Annotated in this window: 27 protein-coding genes; 1 reads left to right on the top strand and 26 read right to left on the bottom strand. The window is 62.1% G+C overall.

Annotated features, from left to right (window positions below; genetic code table 11):
• Positions 1 to 44: 44 nt before the first annotated feature.
• The 12 genes from VEZ38_RS01180 to VEZ38_RS01235 form a co-directional block, all read right to left on the bottom strand.
• On the bottom strand, positions 45 to 713 hold the full coding sequence (locus VEZ38_RS01180; RefSeq protein WP_324891114.1) for a hypothetical protein: 669 nt from the start codon (positions 711 to 713) through the stop codon (positions 45 to 47).
• Positions 714 to 806: 93 nt separating this feature from the next.
• A complete protein-coding gene (gene panD, locus VEZ38_RS01185; RefSeq protein ID WP_324891117.1) occupies positions 807 to 1,190 on the bottom strand; it encodes an aspartate 1-decarboxylase in 384 nt (127 codons plus the stop codon).
• A 20-nt stretch (positions 1,191 to 1,210) separates the two neighbouring features.
• Positions 1,211 to 2,074 carry a pantoate--beta-alanine ligase gene (panC, locus tag VEZ38_RS01190; protein WP_324891119.1) on the bottom strand — a complete coding sequence of 288 codons (864 nt, stop codon included), beginning with the start codon at positions 2,072 to 2,074 and terminating at the stop codon, positions 1,211 to 1,213.
• 3 nt (positions 2,075 to 2,077) lie between these two features.
• Complete coding sequence (gene panB, locus VEZ38_RS01195) at positions 2,078 to 3,004, bottom strand: 3-methyl-2-oxobutanoate hydroxymethyltransferase (RefSeq protein ID WP_324891121.1); 927 nt, start codon at positions 3,002 to 3,004, stop codon at positions 2,078 to 2,080.
• 525 nt (positions 3,005 to 3,529) lie between these two features.
• Positions 3,530 to 4,516 carry a biotin--[acetyl-CoA-carboxylase] ligase gene (locus tag VEZ38_RS01200; RefSeq protein ID WP_324891123.1) on the bottom strand — a complete coding sequence of 329 codons (987 nt, stop codon included), beginning with the start codon at positions 4,514 to 4,516 and terminating at the stop codon, positions 3,530 to 3,532.
• Positions 4,513 to 5,925 (bottom strand): CCA tRNA nucleotidyltransferase, encoded by a 1,413-nt coding sequence (locus VEZ38_RS01205; protein ID WP_324891125.1) that lies wholly within the window; start codon positions 5,923 to 5,925, stop codon positions 4,513 to 4,515. The genes VEZ38_RS01200 and VEZ38_RS01205 overlap by 4 nt, the downstream gene beginning before the upstream one ends.
• Positions 5,922 to 7,103 carry an N-acetyl-alpha-D-glucosaminyl L-malate synthase BshA gene (gene bshA / locus VEZ38_RS01210; protein ID WP_324891127.1) on the bottom strand — a complete coding sequence of 394 codons (1,182 nt, stop codon included), beginning with the start codon at positions 7,101 to 7,103 and terminating at the stop codon, positions 5,922 to 5,924. The genes VEZ38_RS01205 and bshA overlap by 4 nt, the downstream gene beginning before the upstream one ends.
• 66 nt (positions 7,104 to 7,169) lie before the next feature.
• Positions 7,170 to 7,874: a bacillithiol biosynthesis deacetylase BshB1 gene (gene bshB1, locus VEZ38_RS01215; RefSeq protein ID WP_324891129.1), complete on the bottom strand. Its 705-nt coding sequence runs from the start codon at positions 7,872 to 7,874 to the stop codon at positions 7,170 to 7,172.
• Complete coding sequence (locus tag VEZ38_RS01220; protein ID WP_324891132.1) at positions 7,867 to 8,265, bottom strand: methylglyoxal synthase; 399 nt, start codon at positions 8,263 to 8,265, stop codon at positions 7,867 to 7,869. Before VEZ38_RS01220 ends, bshB1 begins: the two co-directional genes overlap by 8 nt.
• Positions 8,266 to 8,281: 16 nt before the next feature.
• Entirely contained in the window at positions 8,282 to 9,091 is an 810-nt protein-coding gene (gene dapB / locus VEZ38_RS01225; RefSeq protein WP_324891134.1) for a 4-hydroxy-tetrahydrodipicolinate reductase, read from the bottom strand.
• Positions 9,088 to 9,609, bottom strand: a complete 522-nt coding sequence (locus VEZ38_RS01230; protein ID WP_324891136.1) for a tetratricopeptide repeat protein — start codon at positions 9,607 to 9,609, stop codon at positions 9,088 to 9,090. The genes dapB and VEZ38_RS01230 overlap by 4 nt, the downstream gene beginning before the upstream one ends.
• Before the next feature lie 67 nt (positions 9,610 to 9,676).
• Positions 9,677 to 9,997: a nucleotide pyrophosphohydrolase gene (locus tag VEZ38_RS01235; RefSeq protein WP_324891169.1), complete on the bottom strand. Its 321-nt coding sequence runs from the start codon at positions 9,995 to 9,997 to the stop codon at positions 9,677 to 9,679.
• 178 nt (positions 9,998 to 10,175) lie between these two features.
• Here VEZ38_RS01235 and VEZ38_RS01240 point away from each other — a divergent pair, with 178 nt between their 5' ends.
• Positions 10,176 to 11,054, top strand: coding sequence for a YitT family protein (locus VEZ38_RS01240; RefSeq protein ID WP_324891138.1), 879 nt, complete (start codon positions 10,176 to 10,178; stop codon positions 11,052 to 11,054).
• A 41-nt stretch (positions 11,055 to 11,095) separates the two neighbouring features.
• On the opposite strand, the gene VEZ38_RS01245 is transcribed toward VEZ38_RS01240, so the two are convergent.
• The 14 genes from VEZ38_RS01245 to trpB form a co-directional block, all read right to left on the bottom strand.
• On the bottom strand, positions 11,096 to 11,983 hold the full coding sequence (locus VEZ38_RS01245; protein WP_324891141.1) for a sporulation protein YpjB: 888 nt from the start codon (positions 11,981 to 11,983) through the stop codon (positions 11,096 to 11,098).
• A 43-nt stretch (positions 11,984 to 12,026) separates the two neighbouring features.
• Positions 12,027 to 12,701: a DUF1405 domain-containing protein gene (locus VEZ38_RS01250; RefSeq protein ID WP_324891143.1), complete on the bottom strand. Its 675-nt coding sequence runs from the start codon at positions 12,699 to 12,701 to the stop codon at positions 12,027 to 12,029.
• Between the two features lie 92 nt (positions 12,702 to 12,793).
• The gene (locus VEZ38_RS01255) at positions 12,794 to 13,705 is read right to left on the bottom strand and encodes a menaquinol-cytochrome c reductase cytochrome b/c subunit (protein WP_324891145.1); all 912 of its coding nucleotides are present in this window, start codon (positions 13,703 to 13,705) and stop codon (positions 12,794 to 12,796) included.
• A 19-nt stretch (positions 13,706 to 13,724) separates the two neighbouring features.
• Positions 13,725 to 14,396, bottom strand: coding sequence for a menaquinol-cytochrome c reductase cytochrome b subunit (qcrB, locus tag VEZ38_RS01260; protein ID WP_324891147.1), 672 nt, complete (start codon positions 14,394 to 14,396; stop codon positions 13,725 to 13,727).
• An 18-nt stretch (positions 14,397 to 14,414) separates the two neighbouring features.
• Complete coding sequence (locus VEZ38_RS01265; RefSeq protein WP_324891149.1) at positions 14,415 to 14,960, bottom strand: ubiquinol-cytochrome c reductase iron-sulfur subunit; 546 nt, start codon at positions 14,958 to 14,960, stop codon at positions 14,415 to 14,417.
• A 160-nt stretch (positions 14,961 to 15,120) separates the two neighbouring features.
• On the bottom strand, positions 15,121 to 15,585 hold the full coding sequence (locus VEZ38_RS01270) for a DUF2487 family protein (RefSeq protein WP_324891151.1): 465 nt from the start codon (positions 15,583 to 15,585) through the stop codon (positions 15,121 to 15,123).
• A gap of 126 nt (positions 15,586 to 15,711) precedes the next feature.
• A complete protein-coding gene (locus tag VEZ38_RS01275) occupies positions 15,712 to 15,900 on the bottom strand; it encodes an IDEAL domain-containing protein (RefSeq protein WP_324891153.1) in 189 nt (62 codons plus the stop codon).
• A gap of 117 nt (positions 15,901 to 16,017) precedes the next feature.
• Positions 16,018 to 17,310, bottom strand: a complete 1,293-nt coding sequence (locus VEZ38_RS01280) for a hypothetical protein (RefSeq protein ID WP_324891155.1) — start codon at positions 17,308 to 17,310, stop codon at positions 16,018 to 16,020.
• Positions 17,311 to 17,496: 186 nt separating this feature from the next.
• The gene (locus VEZ38_RS01285) at positions 17,497 to 18,105 is read right to left on the bottom strand and encodes a zf-HC2 domain-containing protein (RefSeq protein ID WP_324891157.1); all 609 of its coding nucleotides are present in this window, start codon (positions 18,103 to 18,105) and stop codon (positions 17,497 to 17,499) included.
• Positions 18,102 to 18,695: an RNA polymerase sigma factor gene (locus VEZ38_RS01290; RefSeq protein WP_324891159.1), complete on the bottom strand. Its 594-nt coding sequence runs from the start codon at positions 18,693 to 18,695 to the stop codon at positions 18,102 to 18,104. Before VEZ38_RS01290 ends, VEZ38_RS01285 begins: the two co-directional genes overlap by 4 nt.
• 555 nt (positions 18,696 to 19,250) lie before the next feature.
• Positions 19,251 to 20,342: a prephenate dehydrogenase gene (locus tag VEZ38_RS01295; protein WP_324891161.1), complete on the bottom strand. Its 1,092-nt coding sequence runs from the start codon at positions 20,340 to 20,342 to the stop codon at positions 19,251 to 19,253.
• Complete coding sequence (gene hisC / locus VEZ38_RS01300; protein WP_324891163.1) at positions 20,339 to 21,448, bottom strand: histidinol-phosphate transaminase; 1,110 nt, start codon at positions 21,446 to 21,448, stop codon at positions 20,339 to 20,341. The genes VEZ38_RS01295 and hisC overlap by 4 nt, the downstream gene beginning before the upstream one ends.
• Before the next feature lie 33 nt (positions 21,449 to 21,481).
• On the bottom strand, positions 21,482 to 22,309 hold the full coding sequence (gene trpA / locus VEZ38_RS01305; RefSeq protein ID WP_324891165.1) for a tryptophan synthase subunit alpha: 828 nt from the start codon (positions 22,307 to 22,309) through the stop codon (positions 21,482 to 21,484).
• Positions 22,306 to 23,356 (bottom strand): tryptophan synthase subunit beta (gene trpB / locus VEZ38_RS01310; RefSeq protein ID WP_324891167.1); only part of this gene is annotated, 1,051 nt, incomplete at its 5' end. The genes trpA and trpB, both read right to left, overlap by 4 nt.

A 23,356-nucleotide genomic window follows, 5' to 3' on the forward strand; every position in this document is an offset into this window, starting at 1 on the left:
GGATACCAAACCGCAAGGGGAAAAGGAAATAGAAAAAGAAGGCGTCAGCCGATCGCAACGCCGAGCTGAAGCACGCCTCCGTCGATTTGACACGCCTTCAAATTGTACACCGGGTCTTTAAATTCCGGATCGAGCGCATGCGACGTGCGGAAGCATTCGCACGCCATCTCGACGTTGCCCTTCACCGCCTGCACGCAGCCCAGGGCGTTATACGCGACGGCTTTCAACCGGCCGTCGTCCGCCAGAGAAATTAAAATTTGAAGATGGCTGTAGGCTTCCGCGACGTTTTCGCTCTGTAGGAAACATAAGGCCAGATATAATCTTGCTTGCAGAAATTCGGGATGCTCGCGCACGACCGAACCGAATTCGCGGGCCGCTTCGGCGAACATGTACAGCTTGAAGTACCCTTCGCCCCGCTGGTATTGCATCGACTGCGCGGGCGACTCGCCGAACGGGTCGTCGTCCAAGTCGAAGGAAGGCTTCGCCGCCGTCGTCTCGGGGAGGGACCCCGCGGCGTCCGGCTGCGGCCGATGGCCTGCCTTCGCCATTTTCTCCTCGAACAAAAGCCACTCCTCGATGATGCCGTCGCTGATGTCTCTAAGCTCCTGGAGTTGTTCGAGCAACGCCTGCTGCTTCGTGCCGTGCGACGCGGGCAGCGAGGCGAGGATGCCGTCCAGCTTCTCGTTCATCGATTGAAACAAGTACTTGAACATGGGCCTCCCACCTTTCGGTTGGATTCACGACGCGAGGTACCCTCATTTTTTGCGCCGGGGAGGCTTTTCATACTGCCAAATCCTTATCCGTCTTTACAGCACGGTCGCGTGGATCTCCTCGTCCGCGGTGCGAACGATCCGGTTGTGCCCGTCCATGATCGCCACCTTGGGCTTGTAGCTCCTTGCCTGCTCCTCCGTCATCATCGCGTACGAAATAATGATGACGACGTCGCCCGGCTGCACGAGCCGCGCCGCGGCGCCGTTCAGGCAGATCGTGCCCTCGCCCCGCGGCCCCGGAATAACGTACGTCTCGAGGCGTGCACCGTTCGTATTGTTGACGACCTGCACCTTCTCGTTCGGCAAGATGTCGGTCGCATCCATCAAGTCTTCGTCGATCGTAATGCTGCCCACGTAATTCAAGTTCGCTTCGGTGACGACCGCGCGATGGATCTTGGACTTCATCATGGTGCGGAACATGCGCGTTCCCTCCTCTCCTCTTATGGAAACAATCGATTATCGATCAACCGCGTATGGCCGAATTTGACGGCAAGCGCCGCGATCCAACGCCCGTCCCGGGCGGCCGCCGGACCGTCGAACGGCTCGAGCGTAGGATAGGCAAGCACTTGGGCGTAATCGAGGGTTGCGCCGGGCGTCTCGCGGATCGCATCCGCAAGGCGCGCCTCCAGCTCGCTCGACGTCAGCCCCGGCTCGCTCGCGAGCCATTCGTCGATGCGTTGCAGCGAACGGTACAGGACCGGCGCGCGCGCCCGCTGCTCCGCCGTCAAGTAGACGTTGCGGGAGCTCATGGCGAGGCCGTCGGATTCGCGCAGCGTCGGGCACGGCACGATCTCGATCGGGAAATTCAAGTCTGCGGCCATCGTCGCGATAACCGCGACCTGCTGCGCGTCCTTCAGCCCGAAATACGCCCGGTCCGGACGGATAATATGGAACAGCTTCGCGACGACCGTCGCGACCCCGTCGAAGTGCCCCGGCCGAAACGCGCCGCACAGCCGCTCGGTCACGCCAGCGACGGACACCGTCGTCTTCCCGGTCCCGCGCGGGTACATCTCTTCGACCGTCGGCAGGAACGCCGCATCGACGCCCGCCGCCTCCATCAGCTCGAGATCGCGCGCTTCGTTGCGCGGGTACCGGTCGAAATCCTCGTTCGGTCCGAATTGCAGCGGGTTCACGAAGACGCTCATCGCGACGACGTCGTTCTCCCGCTTCGCCCGCTCGACGAGCGACAGGTGTCCGGCGTGCAAATAGCCCATCGTCGGCACGAAACCGATCGTTCGGGTCGGCGTCTTCCTTACTTCCCGCAGGAACGCATGATATGCTTCGATCGTACGAAACGTCTTCATCGGTCAGGACTCCTCCCCCTCGCCGCCGGTCCGGACTCCGCCGTTCCCGCCGCCGTATACCGGCGGCAGCTCCGACTCCTCCATGTGGAACGTATGCCGCTCCTCCGGAAAGCTGCGCTGCTTGACGTCCCGGACGTATGCGGCGATCGCGTCCTTCACGACGGCGCCGACGTTCGCGTACGTCTTCACGAACTTCTTCGGCCACGGGTCGAGCCCGTATTGCAGGATGTCGTGAAACACCAGCACTTGCCCGTCGCAGCGAGGTCCGGAACCGATGCCGATGGTCGGGATCGACAGCCGCTCCGTGATGGCCGCCGCTAATTCGTCGGTTACCAGCTCCAGCACGAGCGCGAAGGCGCCGGCTTCCTCGAGCCGCAGCGCGTCGTCGAGCAGCTTGGCCGCGGCGGCCGACTGCTTGCCTTGCACCTTGTATCCGCCGATCGCATGCACCGATTGCGGCGTTAAGCCGAGGTGGCCCATCACCGGCACGCCGGCGCTTACGGCAGCCGTCACCGCCGGCAAAATTTCGCGTCCCCCTTCCAGCTTGACGCCCTTCGCTCCGCCTTCCCGAATAACGCGGGCGACGTTGGCGAGCGTCGCGTCGACGCCGCCGTGGTACGTGGCGAACGGTAAATCCGCGACGACGAACGCCGTCTTCGACGCGCGCGAGACGATCTCCGTATGATACACGATGTGGTCGAGCGTCACCGACAGCGTCGTCTCCCGCCCTTGCACCACGTTGCCGAGCGAATCGCCGACGAGCAGCACCTCGGCGCCCGCCGCCTCCGCCAGCTGCGCGGACGGATAGTCGTACGCGGTGACGACCGTGATCGGATCGCCTTTCGCCTTCATCGACCGAAGCTTCGTCGTCGTCATCGGCTTACGCCCGGCGGCGCCGGCGTTCGTCTCCGCCCTCGTTCCTTCCGGCATATCGTATCCCTCCTTAGGGTTCCTTAAAAAACGAAAAAGCCTCCCTGCGTCGAGCGCGGGAAGGCACCGGGTCAAAAAGAAATCGCGCGTTAGGCTCGCAACGTCGAAACCGCTGGGAATCGCCGATGATCGATCAGCATTGTCGGCCGCTGTCCGACGCCGCGGCTCGGCCGACGGCCGGCCGCTTAGGCGCCTTGTGGGCTGAACGGGGTTCGACTCGGGACGGCGCGAACCGTCCGGAACGCCATGTACGTCCGGTACGTCCGGTATGCCCGGTTTCGCCGAGTCGATCCCTATCATCATCGTAGTTCCATATCCGGTTTCCGTAGGTTGCGCTTCGCATGTGCGGATCTTTCCGTCTCGGTCCTTGCGGCTCAGAGCAGAAATAGGAATGAAGAAAATCGTTATGACTCCTGCGCATCGGCAGTACGGCTCCCCAGGATACCGTCCCCCTAGCGTTCTCCATAGTATAACAAATCATGTGAATTTGTATATAGCGCGTTCGCCCGCGGTTCGGGCCGGCCGTTACGTCGGCAGCGAGACCGCCGGAGCGGACAAATCGCCCGAATACATCGTATGCACGACCCCGGCATCGTCGCGGACGAGCAGCGCGCCCTCGGTCGTAATCCCTTCGGCGACGCCCTCCGCGACGCCCTGCGGCGTGTTCACGCGCACGCGCCCGTGCAGCGTCGAGGACAGCGCCTCCCACAGCGTCTTCACCGGTTCGAAGCCGTCGCTGCGGTACAACTCGTACAACGCTTCGAACTGCTCGAAAAATTCGCCGATCACCGCTTCCCGGGACACCCGGGCGCCGGCCGCTTCCATCAACGAGGTGGCGATCGGCCGCAGCGCCTCCGGAAACTCGTCCCGACCGACGTTGGCGCTCACGCCGATGCCCGCGATCATCGCTTTCACCGCGTCCGCTTCGAGAATCGTCTCGACGAGAATGCCGCACACTTTGCGGCCGCCGATCAAAATATCGTTCGGCCACTTGATCGTCGCGTCCGCGCCGATCGACCTCCGAATCGCGCGGCACATCGCTACGGACAGGAGCAGCGTCATCTGCGGCGCGCGGGCGAGCGGAACGTTCGGCTGCAATAGGAAGCTCATATAGATGCCCTTCCCCGGCGGCGAAAACCAATGGCGCCCCAAGCGGCCGCGCCCCGACGTTTGGGCGTCGGCGACGATCAGCGCGCCTTCCCCCGCCCCGTGCACGAGAGCTTCGTACGCGGCGTTTTGCGTAGATTCGAGCGAATCGTACAGCTTTACGGATGCGCCGAATCTTGTCCCCGCAAGCCGCGGCAGCAGCTCCTCCGGCCGAAGCCGGTCCGGGTATCCGATCAGCTTATAGCCTAAGCGCGGCACGGATTCGAAGCGATAGCCCGACTCCTCGAGCCGCCGAATTCGCTTCCACACCGCCGTTCGGCTGATGCCCAACTCGCGGCTTAGCTTTTCCCCCGAGACGTATTCGCCGGGGGCCGCCTGAAAGCATGCCAACAACGTATCGTTCAAAGCTTGCCCTCGCCTCCGTTTCCTCCCGCGTCCTCCGTTCGTTCGCCGGCGCTGCCGCCTTCAGGCTTCCCGCCATTCCCTCCCGCAGCGTCCCGGCCGTATCGCGGCAGCCGCTCTCGTACGCGCGAGAGCAGCGCCTGTCGTTCGTTCGGCAGCTCCCCGAGCGCCGCGTCGAGCAGCAGCCCGGCAAGCAAATCCGCCAGCCAAGGCCCGCCTCGCCTTTCGCCCGCCGCCTCGAGTGCGTCCGCGCCTCCGATCGCCAGGTCTTTCAACGTTTTCGCCGGCATCTCGTCCAGCCATCGCTCGCCGTTCGCCGCATACAGCGCCGTCCACGCGTACGCCGGCTCGCCGCATACCGCCTGCGCCAGCGAAAGCCAGCGGCGGCACGCGAGCTCGCCGAACCGAATCGCGCCCGACGCCCATGCGCGGCGGGCATGCTCCGGCGGCGCGCCTCGCAGCGCTCCGTGCAGCCCCAGCACGTCCCGCAGTTCCCGCTCGAAGACGTTCGACGTCCGGAGCGCGCGGCAGACGAGCGCGGCGTCGTCGGGCGACAGCGCCATCGCGTCGAACCAGAGCGCCCAACGGGCGAGCGGGTCCGACACGTGCCCTAACCGCCGCAGCGGATCGCCCGAAGCGCCAGCTGCCGAAGCGCCTTCTTCCGCCTCCGCGGGCGGCGACAGCAAACCGAGCGTTCGCGGCAGCCGAAGCCGCTCCTTCGTCCAGCGGAGCAGCTCGCTGTCGCGAAGCAGCCGAAGCGCGCGGTACGGATCCGCGCCTTCGATCATACGCGAGAGCTCCGCGTACACCCGCTCCATCGCGACCGCGGCGAGCCCGGATGCCCCGAGCCGCGCCTCCCGCCATGTCGGCTCGTCCGTGACGAAGCCGTATTCGGCCGCGAAGCGGACGAAGCGCAACATTCGCAGCGCATCCTCCGAGAAGCGCGCGGCGGGATCTCCGACCGCGCGAAGCCGTTTCGCCTCGAGATCGCGGCGCCCGCCGAACGGATCGACGAGGCGTCCCTCCGCGTCCGCCGCCATCGCGTTCACCGTGAAATCCCGTCGCTCCAAATCGCCCTCCACGTCGTCGAGAAACGTTACCTCATCCGGATGCCGGCCGTCGGAATACGCCGATTCCGCGCGGAACGTAGTCGTCTCGAAGGCGTAGCCCTCGAACGGGATCGTCACCGTTCCGTGCTGAAGCCCCGTCGGGATCGCATCGGGAAACAGCGCGAGCAGCTCCCCCGGCTTCGCGGACGTCGCGATGTCGTAATCCTTCACCGGACGGCCGAGCAGGGCGTCGCGCACGCAGCCCCCGACGAAATAGGCGGAGAAGCCGGCTCGCTCCAGCCGCCGCAGCAAGCGGACGCCGCTCGCGCCCATCGCGTCGTCGAATCCGATCATGACCGTCATTCCGTCGCGCACACCTGCTCCCGTTCGGACGTCTCCCGCGAACGGCCTAAAATTCTATAATAAATATCCTCGTACGTCTGCATCACGAGATCGTTGCAGAACACCGTCTGCGAGCGCTTCGTACAGGACGCGGACATCCGCGCGTACAACGTCGGATCCGTCAGCAGCCGAATGCAATGCTCGGCCATCGACTCCGTGTCGCCGACCGGCGACAGGAATCCCGTTTCCCCGTGGGTGACGACCTCCGGAATGCCGCCCGCGGTCGAGCCGACCGTCGGCACCCCGCACGCCATCGCTTCGAGCGCTACCAAGCCGAAGCTTTCCTTCTCCGACGGTAGCAGCATAATGTCGGCGACGGACAACAGCTCCGCGACCTCGTCCTGCTTGCCGAGGAATAGGACGCGCTCTTCCAAACCCAATTCCCGCACGCGCGCCATCGTCTTGCCGAGCTCCGGCCCTTCGCCGATAAAGACGAGCCGCGACGGCACTTCCTCGTTCACGCGGCGGAATACGTCGACGACGTCCGCAATGCGCTTTACCGGGCGGAAATTGGAAATATGCATTAAAATTTTCTCGCCGTTCGGCGCGAAGTCGCCGCGGTAGCGCGAGCAATCCCGCGGATAATACACGCGCTTATCGACGAAATTATAGGTCAGGTCGATCGGTCGCGTAATCCGAAGCAGCTCCTCGGTTTCCCGGATCAAGTCCTTGGAGACGGCCGTCACCGCGTCGCTGCCGTTGATGCCGAGTCGGATCAATTCCGCCATGCTGTCGTTCAGCCCGAGGATCGTTATGTCGGTCCCGTGCAGCGTCGTCACGACCTTCAGCGGACGCTCGACCATACCCTTGGCCAAATACGCGCATACCGCATGCGGAATCGCGTAATGCACGTGCAGCACGTCGAGCTTTTGGATGTTTGCCACATGCGCCATCTTCGCCGCGAGCGACAAGTCGTACGGGGGATATTTAAATACATGATAGTCGGAAACCTCGACTTCATGATAAAAGATATTTTTGTGGTATCCCGATAACCGGAACGGCATGCTGTGCGTAATGAAGTGCACCTGATGCCCCCGCTCCGCGAGCAGCTTGCCGAGCTCGGTCGCGACGACCCCGGAGCCTCCGAGCGACGGATAGCATGTAATGCCGATGTTTAGCTTATCTAGCTTGTTCCCCACCGTAGGTCACCTCCGACCGTCAGCTAATGTCACTTATAAGTATGCGTCTAATGATGCGCCGTATCGTTAAAATAACGAAAGCAGTTGAGGAAGTTTCGTGACGAAGCCCTCGGCGTACGAGACGCCGAGCGCATGGCCGAGCAACCCGTCCCGACGCTCCACCTTCCGCAAATAGCCTTGCGTAAGCGGCGTCGCCACGGCGTCGTCGGCCGTCGGCTCGAATTGGCTTCGATATGCCGACAGCGCCTGCGTCTTCGCCTCGTAATGCGCCGTCACGTCCACCGCGACGTCGGCCCGATCCGTATCGTTAATAAAATAAAAATACAACCGCTCCACCGTCCAAGCGGGCGCGTCAGGCAGCCACCGGCGCAGCTTCGCATTGAACGTCGCCGCCTCGATCAAGGCGCTGCACGCGACGTGGTCGGGGTGGCGATCTTTCCAATACGGAGCGAACACGTATCGCGGCCGCAGCCGCCGAATTTCCCGCACGACGCGCTCGAGCTGCGCCAAGTCGCCCGTCAGTCCGCGGTCGGGCAGCTCGAGATTCGAGCGATACGCGAGGCCGAGCGCCCGCGAGGCGCGCTCCGCCTCCTCCGCGCGAAGCTCGGGGGTGCCGTTGGACGACAGCTCCGCCCGGGTCAGGTCGCAGATGCCGACCCTCCGGCCTTCCGCGGCGTGCTTGGCGATCGTGCCGCCCATGCCGATCTCCGCGTCGTCCGGATGCGCCCCGAAGACGAGCAGGTCGAGCGCGCCACCGAACGGCTCAGTCATGGACGACCTCGCGCCAGCTCAGGTCGCCTCGCTCGAGCGCCTTCACGAGCACTTCCGCCGTGCCGAGATTCGTGGCCAGCGGAATGTTGTGCACGTCGCACAGACGCAGCAGCGCGATGATATCGGGCTCGTGAGGCTGGGCCATTAACGGATCCCGCAAGAAGATGATTAAATCCATCTCGTTCTGCGCGATCATGGCTCCGATCTGCTGATCCCCGCCGAGCGGACCGGACAGGAAACGATGCACCTTCAGCTTCGTGCTCTCCATAATGCGCTGTCCCGTCGTCCCGGTCGCGAACAGCCGATGCGACGCCAACACATGCTCGTAGGCGATCGCGAAATCCACCATCTCGTCCTTCTTTCGATCATGCGCGATGAGCGAAATATTCATGCCCGGTTCCTCCTCGTCAATCCATCATGTGTTCGAAACCGTATACCATACCGGTCGTATGCATCACCTTGCGCACCGCCGTCGCGACGCCCGCCATATAGCCGGCGCGATCGTACGAATCGTGGCGAATTTTCAATGTCTGGCCGAAGGCGCCGAAGACGACCTCCTGCTGGGCGAATACGCCGGGCAGCCGCACGCTGTGAATCCGAAAGCCGTCGTATTCCCCGCCGCGGGCGCCCGGGATCGTCTCATGCTCCTTCGGATTGCCTTGCTTCATGCGCTCCCTCGTCTGCGCGATCAGCTCCGCCGTCTTCACGGCGGTGCCCGACGGCGCGTCCAGCTTCTGGTCGCCGTGATATTCGATGATTTCCAAATGCGGAAAATACTTGGCCGCTTCCGCGGCGAATTTCATCATGAGAATCGCCCCGATCGAAAAATTCGGCGCGATGAGACCGCCGAGGCCGATCTCCTTGCACTGCTTGTCCAACAAAGCGATGTCCTCGGGCGTAAAACCGGTCGTCCCCATCACGGGGCGCACGCGATGCTCGATCGCAAGGCGGGCGTGGCGCAGCGCCAGCTGCGGCGTCGTAAAATCGACGAGCACGTCGGCCCGGACCCCCGTATCGAGGAACGTCTCGGCGAGATCGCTCCCGACGACGACGCCGCACGACGGCAAGCCGACGAGCTCGCCGGCGTCCCTGCCTTGCGCCGACGGCGATACCGCCGCCGCCAGCTCGAAATCGGGCTCCGACAGCACCGTCTTGACGACTTCCCGTCCCATCCGGCCGCCGGCCCCGGCGACCGCCACGCGTATGCTTCTGTTCATCGTGTATCCTCCAAATAATTTGCGAATGATTGCTGGTATTGGCCGAGCAAAGCGCGTGCCGTCCGGTGATCCGGATCGAGCTCGAGCAAGTCGCGCAGCGTCGCGATGGCGTCCTTGTATTCCTTCATGCGCGCGAACGTCGCCGCGAGGAGCACGTACGTCGCTTCCTCGAGCGGATCGAGCCGCACCGCATGCTGCAAGTACGAGGCTGCCAGCGCGTCGTGCTCCGCGCCGGAGGCGAGCAGCCGTTCCGCCTTCGAGCAAAGCTGCTTCGCCTCCAGCGTACGCACTTGAATGTCGTACGCCCCTTCGGCGGGCGCAAGCGCCTTCGCTTTGCGGGCATGGGCGAGCGCCTCGTCGATCTTCCCGCTGCGCGCGTACGTAATAGACAGCTTATAATGATAATCCGAGTTGCCCGGATCTTGTTCGATCGCCTTTTGAAACCATTCGACCGCCTGCTCGAAATGTTGCCCGAGTATCGATTCGTAGGCTTTTTGCAATTCCTTTTCGCCGCTCATCTTGATGACCACCCTCCTTTGCGAACGAACGATGCGCAAGGCATGATGGTATACCATATTCGCGACGCTATGCTTCTGTGTCCCGTTTCGTCCAACGATCTTTGTCCCGCGTATTGAATTTCTCGAGCACCCGCTCGTGCGCCGTCTGCAGATCGATGCCGAGCGAATTCGCGAAGCAGATGACGATAAACAAAATATCGCCGAGTTCGTACTCGATCGAGTTTTCCGCCTCGTCCCGCTTCTTCGGCTTCTCCCCGTACGTATGGTTGACTTCCCTGGCGAGCTCGCCCACCTCTTCGGTCATGCGGGCCAGCATCGACAACGGGCTGAAATAGCCTTCTTTAAATTGAGAGATATAGTCGTCCACTTCCTGCTGCATGCGGCGCATCGACTTGTCCGACACTGTTCGCTCCGCCCTTCCCGCTTCCGCTCAGGTTTATCCCTATGTTACTGCAAAGGCGACCGTTGTACAAGAATGGAAGCTTTTGAACAGTGGATGATTCGCGTGATACAATGGGCTCATCGAACCTTACCTAATCGTTCCGGAAAAAGGTGTGCTCCCTCGTATGAAACAAGCGATCCGACTCGGAAAACAATTGGCGCCCATTATGTTGGGCACCGCGATTTACGCCTTCGGCATTCATTTTTTCGTCGTGCCGAACCAGCTGATGGAGGGCGGCGTCACCGGCATTTCGATTTTACTCAATTACGCTTTCGGCTTCCCGCTGTCCGCGACGACGCTGCTGCTCAACGTGCCGCTGTTTTTCGTCGGCTGGCGGATGCTCGGCAAGCGCGGCATGTGGCTGACCGGCTTCGGCACGCTGTCGCTTACCGCGTTCCTGTATGGAATGGAACGGGTGCTGCACGCCGGCTACATCGTACCGTTCGCGACGGAGGACGATTTATTCCTTGCCGCTTTATATGCGGGCGTGACGCTCGGCGCCGGGCTCGGCATCGTCTTCCGCTTCGGAGGCACGACGGGCGGCGTCGACATCCTGGCGCGCATCGCCAACCGGGCGAGGGGCTGGAGCATCGGGCAATTTTTCTTGTATTTCGACGCGTTCGTCATCGGCGCGTCCTTGTTGTATATCTCAATGGAACAGGTGCTGTACACGCTCGTCGTCGTGTTCGTCGCGGCGAAGATGATCGACGTCATTCAGCAAGGGGAGTACGCGGCTCGCGCGTTCACGGTCATATCGGAGAAGACGGAGGACATTTCGAAGCAAATTATGCTGGAGCTGGACCGGGGCGTGACGCTCATTCCGGCCAAAGGCGCGTTCACGGGGCAACCGAAGGAGATGCTGTATTGCGTCGTATATCGGCACGAAACCCGCCGGCTCGAGCGTATCGTGCGGCGGGCGGATCCTCGCGCGTTCATTATCGTGGCGGAGGTGCAGGACGTGCTGGGCGAAGGCTTCAAGGGGGAGCCGGGCACGGAGTCGTAAACGGACGCCGTGCATATCGGACGCTCCCCCCAGCCTCGCGCTTACCCCCGCCCCTCGAAATCACGCTCCGATTTTACGCGCGCGACGCCCTGTTCGGCGGCGTATTTCCGCCACGCGACGTACGACAGCACCGACACGATGAACGCGCCGAGGCCGATCGACCAGAGAATCGGATGCGGAGGCTCCGCCGTCGGAAGGAGCGGACTGACCGTCTCCCGATCTTCGCCGGCGAACAGTTCTTCAAGCGCCGATCGGAGATTCGGCAGCGCGCTGGCGAGACCGCCCCAATCCGCCGTGCGGAGCCCCTCGGCCAGGAACGCCGTCATGGAGTCGAGTTTGACCGCGGACGCGGCGTCGCGCGAGACGACGATCGCCGGCTGCACCAGCTCCGCATGGGCTCGCCACGCGGCGAGCGCCGCGCTCGCCGACGGGTCGTCCTTCGACGCCACGGCCGCTCGCAGCCGATCGAGATCGCCCGTCATCGCGTCTCTCATCCCGAGCCACATCGGTTGATCCCGATGCGACAAGGCGTCGACGGCCAATCGCGCGCCGGCGACTTTCAGCGAGATCGCGCGGCCGTCCGGCGCCGACGCGTTCAGCGCATGCATCGCGTCCGCGATCGCCCCGGATACCGCTTCGATCCCTTCCACTGTCGTAAGCCCGTCGTACGACAGCTTCGTAGACAAGACGGAAAGCTGCGCGAGACGCGAGCGCGCTTCCTCCAGATCGCCTCGCTGCACGCTTTGGTAAGCGCCTTCCGCCGCTTCGTTCATGAGCCGCATCGTTTGGCGCTGCGCATCGGTCGCGACCTTCTCCGCCGGCGCCTCCTTCGGCCGCGGCTCGTCCGAACCGCAACCGACAGCGAACAGCAGCGTCGCCGCCCCGAGCCCCGCCAATACGTAACGGCGCACTCGCCGGAATTTTACCATAGGACATCCCTCCTATCCACATGATATGGGGGATGTCCTAGGTTTAGACGCGATTTTTTGCCGCCAGACGCACCCCGAGGAACGCGCAAGCGATGCCGACGGCCGACAGCGAAACCGTGAGCAGTTGAACGCTGCCGAGGTCGTCGTACAGCTGCTGCGGCAAATACGGGAACACGCCGAACGTATAATCGATCGCGTCGTTCAGGAGCGTCCAGACGGCGCCGACGGCGACGGCGAGCACCGTAAAACGATAGTAACGCATGTAAAGCAGCGCCTCGACCGCCATCGCGGAATGGGATCCGACCAACATCCATTCCTGCCAGACGATTCGATCTCCCTGCGAAGCGCCCCAGAAAATAATCGCGACCGCCCAGACGCCGTATTTCACCTGCGTGATGACGGCCAGCCCTTCAAAGACGCCGCGCCAAGTCAACAGCGGCCCTCCGCTCGGCGCGAGCGCCCCCGGCGGAGCGTTGCTCCGCTTAGCGTCACGGATGAGATAAAGCAGCGTTACGCTGAAAAATAAGCTCGCGGTCGGACTGTCCGGAACGAAGAGCACGAGCCATTCCCCGTATTCGTTCCAGGTGCGGACGAGCTGCCCCCGATACCATTCGTACCCGTACAGCGTGCCCAAGACGTTCGACCACAGCAGCGCGTGCAGCGCCCAAGGCGATAGCAACAGCGCGCGCCCCCAAAGCCAAGAAACCCGTTCGATCACTTGACGCTCTCCCCTTAACAGAAAGACCCGACCGCGATGTGCGCGGTCAGGTCTTTGCTCGTTCGATTCCGATATCCGCGCCGTGCGCGAAATTAATGCGCAGGCGCTTCCTTGCCTTCGTTCTCGGCTTTCTGCAGCGCGAGCCAGGCGATCAGCGAATCCATCTCTTCCTCGGTGAGGCCCTTCTCGAGGTTCGCGTCGTACTGCGGCGCCATGCCGCCGATGCCGTCGTGAACGATCTTAGCGAGCTCCTCTTCCGAGTATTTGTCGCCGATGCCGATCAAGCTCGGCAGACCGCCGCCGCCCCGCATGTCGGTGCCGTGGCACTGCACGCAAGTCGCGCGCTCGTACACGTCGGCTGCCGGATCGTCCGCGAAGACGACCGACGTCGCCGCCGGAGGCGGAGCTTCGCCGCTTTCGCGCGCTTTCTTCTCCTCCAGCATCTTCTCCTCGCGCTCGATATGCTCCGGCGTAATGCCGTTCACCTCGAGCTCGTGCTGGTAGTGCGTCCAGGACACGTTCGTCAAGTAGACGATCGCCGCGAGCGAGAGCAACATCATCGCCGAGGTGACCGGGCGGCGGTAGAAGCGCCGCTCCGGGCTTCGGTCGAGGAACGGAACCAGCATCAGCGCGCCGAACGCGAGACCCGGGAGGCCTACGGTGCCGAGCACGATGAACTGGTTGGACATGTACGGATACTTCAGCAGCTGGTACATGAACAGGAAGTACCAGTCCGGCATCGGGATGAAGCCCGTGTTCGTCGGGTCCGCCGGGTAGCCGAGCGGCGCCGGATGCGAGACGGTCAGCACGAGCACGCCGACCAAGAACACGCAGCCGACCATCCATTCCTTCAGCAGGAAGTTCGGGATGAACGCCTCGGACTTGCCGGGGAACGCCGAGTAATCCGGCGGAATGTGCACCTTCGTCGGCTTCGGAACCCGCGAGTCGCCGACGTATACGATCTTTTCGTTATTGTCGTTACCGTTATGATGCGAACCGGCCATAGCTAATGTTCCCCCCTAATCACAACGGTCCGGAGATGCCCTGCTTCCGAATAAGGAAGAAGTGGACGCCGAGCAGCGCCAGCAAGACAGCCGGTAAGAAGAATACGTGCAATGCGAAGAATCTCGCGATCGTCTGCGCGCCGACGATATCCCCGCCCTGCAGGAACACCTTGATCGACTCGCCGATGAACGGCACGGACGCCGCGATCTCGATGCCGACCTTCGTCGCGAAGTACGCTTTGTTATCCCACGGCAGCAAATAACCCGTGAAGCCGAGGAAGAGCATGACGCCGAAGATGAGCATGCCGACGACCCAGTTCATCTCCCGCGGGTGTTTATACGAACCCGTGAAGAAGACGCGGAGCGTATGCAGGAACATCATGACGATGACGAGGCTGGCGCCCCAGTGATGCATGCCGCGCACGATGACGCCGAACGCGACCTTGTGCTGCAAATAATCGACCGACGCATAAGCGTTCACGATGTCCGGAACGTAATACATCGTAAGGAACATGCCGGACAAAATTTGGATGACGGTGATAAAGAACGTCAATCCGCCGAAGCAATACACGAACGCGGAAAAGTGATGCGCCGGGTTGACGTGCTCCGGCACCTCGTGATCCGCGACGTCCCTCCAAATCGGCGTAATGTCGAGACGTTCGTCGATCCAGTTGTATACCGTTTTTAACATGCGACTTTACGCCTCCTCTTACACCCGTTCGTTCGGTTTGATCGGTCCTAAGTAAACAAAGCCTTCCTGCACCTGCACCTCGTACTCGTCGAGCGGCGCCGGCGCGACGGCCAACGCTTCGCCGTCCTGCGTGTAGTGCGCGCCGTGGCACGGGCAGAAATATTGATTCGGAAACTCCGGATTCGTATTCCAGTTCACCGCGCAGCCCAGATGCTTGCACACCGGCGACAGCGCGAAGATGTTGCCGTCCGCCCCCCTGGAAATCCACGCGACGAGCGTCGGATCGCTCTCGTACCAGCCGTCCACCTGGTGCACGGTGAAGCGCACTTCCGTCGGTTCGGACGTGATTTTCTCTTCCTCGATGACTTTCACGAGCGTGCCCGCGCCTTTCGCTTGCAGCACCGGATCGACGGCGAAGCGCAGCATCGGGATGACCACACCGGCCGCCATGAACGCGCTGGCGCCGCCAAGCGTATAGGAAAGAAACTGACGGCGGGACATCTCTCGCCGGCTGGTCGCTTTGTGTTCGGACTCGTGGTTTCCATGTTGTTGATGTTCGCTCATATTCGGTTACCCCCCTTTGCCGAAACCTGTCACATCTTCGTTCTATTTTGTACATGCAAAGTCATAATCCATAATAGCTTACGCCCTATAGGGCGTCAAGAAATCGACGTCGGGCAAACCGCGCCAGGGCGGCGCTCCGGCGGAAACTGTTGCGAAATTGTCACAACTCGGAGACGCCGCCCGACGCAGTCGCGGGCGTGCCTCGCCACAGCCGTTCGATCTCCCGCGTCGCCTTCGAGCGGTACAGCTCGCTCGGCGCGACCGGGCTCGGCGGCTCGGGGCCGAGCACCGCCGAAGCGTTCGGCACGGACAGCGTCAGGAGGCGCGGCGCGCCCGTCACGACGACGCAGTGGCGGAAGCCGCTCTCCCGCATGCGCGCGCACAGCTTGTCCGCCAGAACGGCCAGCGAAGCGTCGTCCTCGGCGTAATGGAGCGCCGGCATCGTGACGACGCGTCCGCGGTACGCGCTTTCCAGCGGCTCCAGCGCGTCGCGGAGCCGCTCGAGCGCCTCCGTCGCTTCATGGGGCGCTTCGCCGCCGGTCAAGCCGCTCAGCGGCAGCAGCGCCGTATCTAGATAAGGCTTCAGCTCGGGCCATCGATCCTTCTCGATCTCGCTGAATTTCATCGTCGTCCCCCGCTTCGATCATCCTCGGTAAACCTCCCTCAAGCCTACCATAAACCGAAAGTCGAATCCAAACGGACGCAAAAAAAGGCCTACGCCTCCCCGGGCATAGACCGATTCTCCGAATCGTTATGCGATGCCCTGCAACGATCGAAGCTCGTTCGTTAATAGAAGAAACGCCGCCTCGTCCCCTTGCGCCAGCGCCCTGTCGATCTCAAGGTACAGCTCCCGCTCCCTGTAGTCGCGTATGGCTTTGTCCAAAATCAACTCGGCCATGAGGAGGCGCATCGCTTCGTTCGTGGGAATCATCTTATCCATACGTCACCCACCCTCCTTCAATCGGTCGAACCTAATAAATCATATTCGGCGGCAGCCTCCCCGTCACGGGCGGCCGTCCCCGCCGCATTCGAATATACGCGCGCCCGCTCCCGCAAGCTACGTCGGCATGCCCGGGGCCGCGTCTTCGGGCAGCGCGATCTTTTCCTCTTCGGATACGTATACGCCTCGAACGATACTGCTGCCGAGCTTCGTCATTTCGATGACGGCGCCCTCCTCCGGATGCTCGCCGATTCGCAGCAGCCCCTGATGCATCAGCATCATGACGATGCGGTTCGTCAAGATCGACTCCGGGGTGTCGTAATAATACGGCTTAATCAGCGGCGTCAGCACCCGGGACAGCGTGTTCAGCGTGACCCAGCGGCCGGCGAGCCGGTCGATCCAGTGGACGAGCGTCTGTACGTTATGGATCGGATTTTTATACAGCTTCAGCCAAAACTGGTAGACGGCGCCGGGATCGGTCGTACGCCCCTCCGCGAGGAAGCTTTCGCCTTTATCCGACAAGACGAGCCGTCCTTCTCCCTCGTCGATGAGGCCGTTGTAATAGCAGTAGTCGTATATTAACGAGAATCGATTCGGATAATCTTTAATCTTGCGTCCGTACCCGAATCGCCAGCCGCCTTTGCCGACCGGCTCCTCCTTTACGTGGAACGTCTCGAACAGCATCTGCTGAGAGCGCTTATACATCGTGCCTTCCGCGTTCAGCTCCACCTCGTGCTGCCGTAAGAAGCGCAGGAACGCGCCGATGTCGTCCGCGAGCAGCCGCTGTTCGTCGCGGTAGGCGGCAGGCTCGTCGATGACGCGGAGCTGCCGCTGATACGCCCGGGCGAGCGAATCCCCGAAACGCCGCTTTAAGTCGGCCGGCACTTGGAACAAATATTTCGTATTGTGCGAGTAGCCGTTAAACAGCCAGCCCTGATGCGCGAATTTGACGATCATCTCCCGCGGGCTCCAACGCGGCTCTGCGGCTTCGGCCGTCGGTTTCGCCTTCTTCGCTTCGCGCTTCTTCGTCTCCTTCTTGGCCGGCTTCGCGTCCTGCTGGCCGCGAAGGTCGACCGTTACGGTCGTTAAAATCTCGCTCGCCGCTTCCGTCGGCCCTCCGCCCAGGAACGACGGCTTCGCCGCCTCGTACCGGCTGATTTGCGCTCTCGCGAGCAGCTCCTCCAGCGAGAAGGCGTCCCTCGGGTCGAACGCGAGCGAGTTCAAAAACCGGATGTCCTCCACCGACAACGTTTCGATGTACCGCTCAAACACGTCTTTGCGATTTAATGCGTTGAGGATCGACTGGATCAATTCTCGCTTGGAATTCGTGTTGCAATCGCATGCGTAATGATCGGCGATTCGGTTCAACTGGTGAATGTCCGCATAGCTCAGCATGTCAGCCAGATTCATCGTTTTGCTCGTCCCGCCTTTCGAATAGTGCGTTTGTTACCCAGTATTGGGCAATTTGCGAAAAGTATTCGCTCTTCCGCATCTTTTTCTCGAAATTGGGCACGCGGTTTCCCTTCCGCTATCGGACCGCCGGGAACGCAACAAAAAAGACGCCCTCGCAGGCGTCTTTCTTCGTAGCTTATTCGTCTATGCGCGGATGCGCGCGAGCCAGTTCATCGTGAGCAGCGCGCATATAAGGCCGAGCATCGACAGCACGAACAGGTAATCCGGGTAGGAATCTACGACAGATAATCCGAGCACGACCGGATCGCCGATCGACGCGACCGGCACCCCTTCGATGCCCGCGATCGAAAATTCGCTCGCTTCCCCGCCGCCGAGCGCGTTCACCGTCATGACCCCGGAGCTCGGCAGGACGGTCGCCGTCGCGCCGGGCGACAGCAGGCGGAACAGGAACGCGCAGCCGAACATCGCGAGGCAGCCGGCCACGAGCGACAGCAGCCGAATGCGCAGCCGATGGGGAATCCGGTATAACCGCTCGGCTACCGGCTTGCGCCAGCCTTCGTCCGCGTAAATCCGGTCCATGACGGAGGCGGACACCGCGCCCCGCTCCGGCAGCTCGGTCGCTTCTTCCCATGCGGCGGATTGAATCAGGCTCGCGCTCTCCCGCCACATTTCGAACTCTTCCGCGCAGGCCGGGCAACGCTTCACGTGCTCGTCGACGCGGACGCGGCTCCAATCGCCCTCCGGTTGATCCCAGTAATCGGGCAGCAGCTCCCGAATGTCATCGCACTTCATCGTTGTTTCATCCCTTCATATTCCTCTAGGATCGGTTCGCCCACGTAAGACTCCAATTGGGTCTTGACGCTAGCCCTGGCCCGGAACAACAACGACTTGACGGAGGATACGGTTTGCCCGAGAATATTCGCGATCTCTTGGTAATCCATTCCGTCGTACTCGCGCAAAATCAAGGCGGAACGCTGCTTTTCCGGCAAGCTGTTGATCGCTTCGCGCACCATGTTCACCTTCTCGGCGCGAAGCACGGTTTGCTCCGGCGTCGCGTCCGAGGACGTAATCGGCTCGAAGCCGCTGTCCTCGAGATACACGTTGCCGTTCCGGTTTTTCCGGAGTTCGCTGAGCACTGTATTCCGCGCGATGGTATAAAGCCATGTGGAGAACGACGCTTCGACCTCCCGGAACGAATGCAAGCTCCGATACGCCTTATAAAACGTCTCTTGGCACATATCCTCCGCCATGTGGTCCATGCGCGAATTTTTCAACATATGATAAATGAAAAGCAGGATCTTCCGCTCGTAGCGCGTGACCAGTTCCTTATAGAGCTGAACGTTGCCGTCCTTAATCTCCCGAATCAGCTGGGAATCGGTCATGGAACCCTCCTTGCTCGCTCCCTTGCTCGATTCCGTTCGGTTCTTACTTGTGTATACCATGCCCGAACGGAAAAGTTGCGGTATCTAATTATATAAATAAAATAGTTCGATCAACCTATTGCGGAATTGTCCAATGTACAAACATATTCGAGTTCGTTCGCTAAATTCCTGCCGGCTTCGACAATTCCCAACATTCTCCTCGTATCGCCCATCCTAGTGTACAACATGATCTTAGTATCTGACTATCCCTTTTTTGGAAAATGTTTGGTATCCGCTTGTCCGAAGGACGCCACGACCTTCCCGCGTGGGCTTCCCGCGCGGATTCGCTCGACGCCGTACCTAGCCGGAACCGAATTTCGGGCAAAAAAAAGACCGCCTCGCGGCGGCTGCACAGAGTGCCATATATCGGATAGGAGTGGAGAGAAACCATACTGTACTTTTAGTATATGTATCCGCTTACAGTTTGTCAATAGATTTTCTAAAAACGCTTTCAGTTTTTTTTAGAAACATTTCCTAGCCCGCAAAAAAGCCGCTCCTCTCGGAACGGCTGTCGGATTAATAATGTACTATATAGCCTTCTTCCTCTAATAACGCCTTAGCGCGGGAGCAATCCTCGTCGTTGCCGAACGAAAGCCGCAGCTGCCCCGGCCCGCCCGGCGCCGGCTCCAGGATGCCGATGTTCCGCAGGTTGATGCGGTTCGTCCCGAGCAGCGTCGTCAGCTTGCCGATCGTGCCCGGCTCGTCCGCCACCTGCACGTAAAACTCGTAATGCGTCGCCGCCGTTCCGACCCGCCGCTCCGGCAATGCGCCGCGGAACGCGGAGGCGGCGCGAAATTCGGCCGCCAGCTCGTCCGGCTCGCCCGAGCGCAGCACGTTCATGAACCGCTCCGTCTCCGACATCCATTCCCGAAGCAGGTCGAGCAGCACCTCGCGATTGCTGACGCAAATATCGCGCCAGATCGTCGGGTCGCTCGAGGCGATGCGCGTAATGTCGCGAAACCCGCCCGCGGCCAGCTTCTCGTACCCGTCGTCCGTCCGATTCAGCCTCGCCACCAAATTGACCAGCAACGCCGCCACGATATGCGGCAAGTGGCTGACCGCGCCGACGATTTCGTCGTGGGTCCGAGGATCGAGCCGCACGAGCTTCGCTTTCGTATGCGCGAGCAGCGAAACGAGAGCGTCGTACGCGGCCGAAGGCGTTTCTTTCGTAGGCGTCAACACATAATAAGCGTTCTCGAACAGCTTCGACGTCGCGGCTTCGACGCCGGAGCGCTCCTTGCCCGCCATCGGGTGGCCGCCGATGAAGACGGCCTCGCCGAACGAATGCCGAGCGGCCGCCTCGACCACCTCGCCCTTCGTGCTGCCGACGTCCGTAATGACGGCGCCCGGCTTCAATGGGCAGCGGGACAGCCGATCGAGATACTCCCCGAGCATGCCGACCGGCACGCACAGGAACAGAAAGTCCGCGTCTTCCGCCGCTTCCTCGAGCGACGTCGTCCCTTCGTCGACGACGCCGCGCTCCACGTATTTTCGAATCGATTCGAGCCTCGGCGAATGGCCGACGACGCGAACCCCGGGCAAGCCCTTAAAACAGAGCGCCAAGGACCCGCCGATCAGCCCTACGCCGAAGATGGCGATTTTCGTCATTCGGCCGCCACAGCCGTCTCTTGGAGCACCGCTTCGAGCGCCTCGACGAATTCCTTGTTTTGCTCGGCCGACCCGACCGTCACGCGAATCGCCGTCGGGAAGCCGATCGACGCCGTATGGCCGCCGCGAACGATGACGCCCTTCTTTAACAGCTCCTCGTATACCGTCTTCGCGTCGCGCGCGCAATCGACAAGAACGAAGTTGCCGTGCGCCGGAAAGCTCTTCAGCCCGAGGCGGTCGAACTGCTCCCTCAGGTAAACGATCCCGGCCGCATTCGCTTCGCGGCAGCTCGCGATGAATGCCTGGTCCTGCACCGCGGCGAGCGCGGCCGCCTGCGCGAAGCTCGTCGTGTTGAACGGCTCGCGCACCTGATTGATCGACCGGATCAATTCCGCCCGGCCGATGCCGTAGCCGATGCGCAGGCCCGCGAGGCCGTACGCCTTCGAAAACGTCCGCAGCGTGACGACGTTCGGGTAGCGCTTAATCAGCTCCAGCGCGTTCGGGAAGCGCGGATCGACGACGTACTCGACGTACGCTTCGTCCAGCACGACCATGACGGAGGAGGGGATCCGCTCGAGGAACGATTCGACCTCGTCGGCGGTGACGATCGTGCTCGTCGGATTGTTCGGGTTGCACACCCATACGATCTTCGTCCGGTCCGTCACCGCGGCGAGCATCGCCTCCAAATCGTGCGTCCCGTCCTTCAGCGGCACCTCGACGACCGTCGCGCCTTCGACCTCCGCGTTATGCCGGTATTGCGGGAACGTGCGGTCCGCCATAATCGTCTCGTCACCCGGCGACAAGAACGCGCGGGCGATCATTAGAATGACTTCGTCGGAGCCGGCGCCGAACACGATTTGTTCCGGGTCGACGCCGTACAGCGCCGCGACCGCGTCCTTCAACAGGACGCTGGCGCCGTCCGGATAGATGTTCGCCTGCTCCGCTATCGCGACGATCGCTTCCTTCGCCTTCGGCGAGCAGCCGAACGGATTTTCGTTCGAGGCGAGTTTCGTCACCTTCGTGAGGCCGAGCTCCCGCTTCACTTCGTCTACCGGTTTGCCGGGCTGGTATACCGGCAGGTGCGTAATACGCGCTTTCGGTTGCATGTCTCGTCCACTCCTATCAAATAAGTATAAAAACTAGCCTCGCAGCTCCCTCACGAAGTCGCCGACCGCGCGCGCGCCTTCCTCGCGCGTCGCCGCGTCGCGCAGCTTCGCCTCCTGCTCCTCGATCTTGCGCACGATCGCGCTGCCGACGATGACGCCGTCGCATCGCCCTTCGAAGCGGGCGACCTGCTCCCGGTTCGAGATGCCGAAGCCGACGGCGATCGGCACGCTCGCGGCGCCGCGTACCGTGTCCAGGAACGCGTCGAGGTCGGTCGCGAACGCCGACCGCTCTCCCGTCACCCCGAGCGACGAGACGCAATACACGAAGCCGCGCGCCTTGCGGGCGATCGACTCCACGCGCGTCCGCGACGTCGGCGCCACGAGCGGAATGAGATGCAGGCCGTGCGCTTCGGCGAGGCTGCGCAGCTCCTCGTCTTCTTCGATCGGCAAATCCGGCACGATCATGCCCGAGACGTTGTTCGCCTTGAGCAAATCGAAAAACCGGTCGAAGCCGAGCTGCAGGATCGGGTTATAATACGTGAACAAGATGAAGGGCAGCTTCACGCCCGCTTCCTTGGCGCGCTGTGCGACGCCGATGACGTCTACCATCGTCGTCAGCCGGCCCGACAAGGCGCGCTGAGAAGCGCGCTGGATGACCGGCCCGTCCGCCAGCGGATCGGAATACGGCACGCCGAGCTCGATCATGTCCGCGCCCGCCGTTTCCATCTCCCGAATGAGCGCGAGCGACGCGTCGAGATCCGGGTCTCCGATCGTCAGGAACGGGATCAGCGCCGTCCGTCCTTCCGCCTTCAGGCGGGCGAACGTCGCATCGATCGCATTGAATGTCGTCTCCGCGGTCATCGCGCGTCCCTCCCCATGTACTTCATGATCGACTCGACGTCTTTATCGCCGCGGCCGGACAAGTTGACGACGACGATCGCGTCCTTCGACATCGTCGGCGCCAGCTTGAGCGTGTACGCGATCGCGTGCGCCGATTCGAGCGCGGGAATGATGCCTTCCTTGCGAGAGAGCAGCTGCAGCGCCTCCAGCGCTTCGGCGTCGCTCGCAGGCACGTATTCCGCCCGCCCGATATCCTTCAAATACGAATGCTCCGGACCGATGCCCGGATAGTCGAGGCCCGCGGAAATCGAGTGCGCCTCCTGCACCTGCCCGTGCTCGTCCTGCAATAAATAGCTCATAGACCCTTGGAAGACGCCCGGCTTTCCGTGCGTCATCGTCGCCGCGTGGCGCTCGGTTTCGACGCCTTCGCCCGCCGCCTCGACGCCGATGAGCCGAACGTTCGTATCGTCCACGAACGGATAGAAAATGCCCATCGCGTTGCTGCCGCCGCCGACGCAGGCGACGATCGCGTCCGGCAGCCGCCCGTGCTGGTCCAGCATCTGCGACTTCGTCTCGTCGCCGATGATGCGCTGGAAGTCGCGGACCATCATCGGATACGGATGCGGCCCGACGACGGAGCCGAGAATGTAGAACGTATCGTCGACATGGCTGACCCAGTACCGGAGCGCCTCGTTGCCCGCGTCCTTGAGCGTACGCGTGCCGGACGTCACCGGCACGACCTCCGCGCCGAGCAGGTTCATCCGGAAGACGTTCAGCTGCTGACGCTGCGTATCGACCTCGCCCATGAATACCTTGCACTCGAGGCCGAGCAGCGCCGCGACCGTCGCGGAAGCGACGCCGTGCTGTCCCGCGCCGGTTTCCGCGATCACCTTCTTCTTGCCCATGCGCTTGGCCAGTACGCCCTGCCCGATCGTGTTGTTGATCTTATGCGCGCCGGTATGGAGCAAATCTTCGCGCTTGAGGTAAATCTTGGCGCCGCCGAAATGCTCCGTCAGGCGTTCGGCGTAAAAGAGCGGCGTCGGGCGTCCGGCGAAGTCACGCAGCAAA

Origin of the sequence: Paenibacillus sp. (genome assembly GCF_035645235.1) — a bacterium.
Taxonomy (GTDB): Bacteria; Bacillota; Bacilli; order Paenibacillales; family YIM-B00363; genus Paenibacillus_AE.

Excerpts from the sequence above, each read along its gene's own strand:
- VEZ38_RS01255 (WP_324891145.1), bottom strand. The coding sequence starts at position 13,705 with ATGGCCGGTTCGCATCATAACGGTAACGACAATAACGAAAAGATCGTA.
- VEZ38_RS01245 (WP_324891141.1), bottom strand. The coding sequence starts at position 11,983 with ATGGTAAAATTCCGGCGAGTGCGCCGTTACGTATTGGCGGGGCTCGGG.
- VEZ38_RS01270 (WP_324891151.1), bottom strand. The coding sequence starts at position 15,585 with ATGAAATTCAGCGAGATCGAGAAGGATCGATGGCCCGAGCTGAAGCCT.
- VEZ38_RS01230 (WP_324891136.1), bottom strand. The coding sequence starts at position 9,609 with ATGAGCGGCGAAAAGGAATTGCAAAAAGCCTACGAATCGATACTCGGG.
- VEZ38_RS01240 (WP_324891138.1), top strand. The coding sequence starts at position 10,176 with ATGAAACAAGCGATCCGACTCGGAAAACAATTGGCGCCCATTATGTTG.
- trpA (WP_324891165.1), bottom strand. The coding sequence starts at position 22,309 with ATGACCGCGGAGACGACATTCAATGCGATCGATGCGACGTTCGCCCGC.
- VEZ38_RS01290 (WP_324891159.1), bottom strand. The coding sequence starts at position 18,695 with ATGACCGATTCCCAGCTGATTCGGGAGATTAAGGACGGCAACGTTCAG.
- VEZ38_RS01275 (WP_324891153.1), bottom strand. The coding sequence starts at position 15,900 with ATGGATAAGATGATTCCCACGAACGAAGCGATGCGCCTCCTCATGGCC.
- bshB1 (WP_324891129.1), bottom strand. The coding sequence starts at position 7,874 with ATGACTGAGCCGTTCGGTGGCGCGCTCGACCTGCTCGTCTTCGGGGCG.
- VEZ38_RS01235 (WP_324891169.1), bottom strand. The coding sequence starts at position 9,997 with ATGCGCCGCATGCAGCAGGAAGTGGACGACTATATCTCTCAATTTAAA.
- panD (WP_324891117.1), bottom strand. The coding sequence starts at position 1,190 with ATGTTCCGCACCATGATGAAGTCCAAGATCCATCGCGCGGTCGTCACC.
- VEZ38_RS01265 (WP_324891149.1), bottom strand. The coding sequence starts at position 14,960 with ATGAGCGAACATCAACAACATGGAAACCACGAGTCCGAACACAAAGCG.
- dapB (WP_324891134.1), bottom strand. The coding sequence starts at position 9,091 with ATGAACAGAAGCATACGCGTGGCGGTCGCCGGGGCCGGCGGCCGGATG.
- VEZ38_RS01285 (WP_324891157.1), bottom strand. The coding sequence starts at position 18,105 with ATGAAGTGCGATGACATTCGGGAGCTGCTGCCCGATTACTGGGATCAA.
- qcrB (WP_324891147.1), bottom strand. The coding sequence starts at position 14,396 with ATGTTAAAAACGGTATACAACTGGATCGACGAACGTCTCGACATTACG.
- panB (WP_324891121.1), bottom strand. The coding sequence starts at position 3,004 with ATGCCGGAAGGAACGAGGGCGGAGACGAACGCCGGCGCCGCCGGGCGT.
- VEZ38_RS01180 (WP_324891114.1), bottom strand. The coding sequence starts at position 713 with ATGTTCAAGTACTTGTTTCAATCGATGAACGAGAAGCTGGACGGCATC.
- VEZ38_RS01295 (WP_324891161.1), bottom strand. The coding sequence starts at position 20,342 with ATGACGAAAATCGCCATCTTCGGCGTAGGGCTGATCGGCGGGTCCTTG.
- VEZ38_RS01280 (WP_324891155.1), bottom strand. The coding sequence starts at position 17,310 with ATGAATCTGGCTGACATGCTGAGCTATGCGGACATTCACCAGTTGAAC.
- hisC (WP_324891163.1), bottom strand. The coding sequence starts at position 21,448 with ATGCAACCGAAAGCGCGTATTACGCACCTGCCGGTATACCAGCCCGGC.
- panC (WP_324891119.1), bottom strand. The coding sequence starts at position 2,074 with ATGAAGACGTTTCGTACGATCGAAGCATATCATGCGTTCCTGCGGGAA.
- VEZ38_RS01205 (WP_324891125.1), bottom strand. The coding sequence starts at position 5,925 with ATGACGGTCATGATCGGATTCGACGACGCGATGGGCGCGAGCGGCGTC.
- VEZ38_RS01220 (WP_324891132.1), bottom strand. The coding sequence starts at position 8,265 with ATGAATATTTCGCTCATCGCGCATGATCGAAAGAAGGACGAGATGGTG.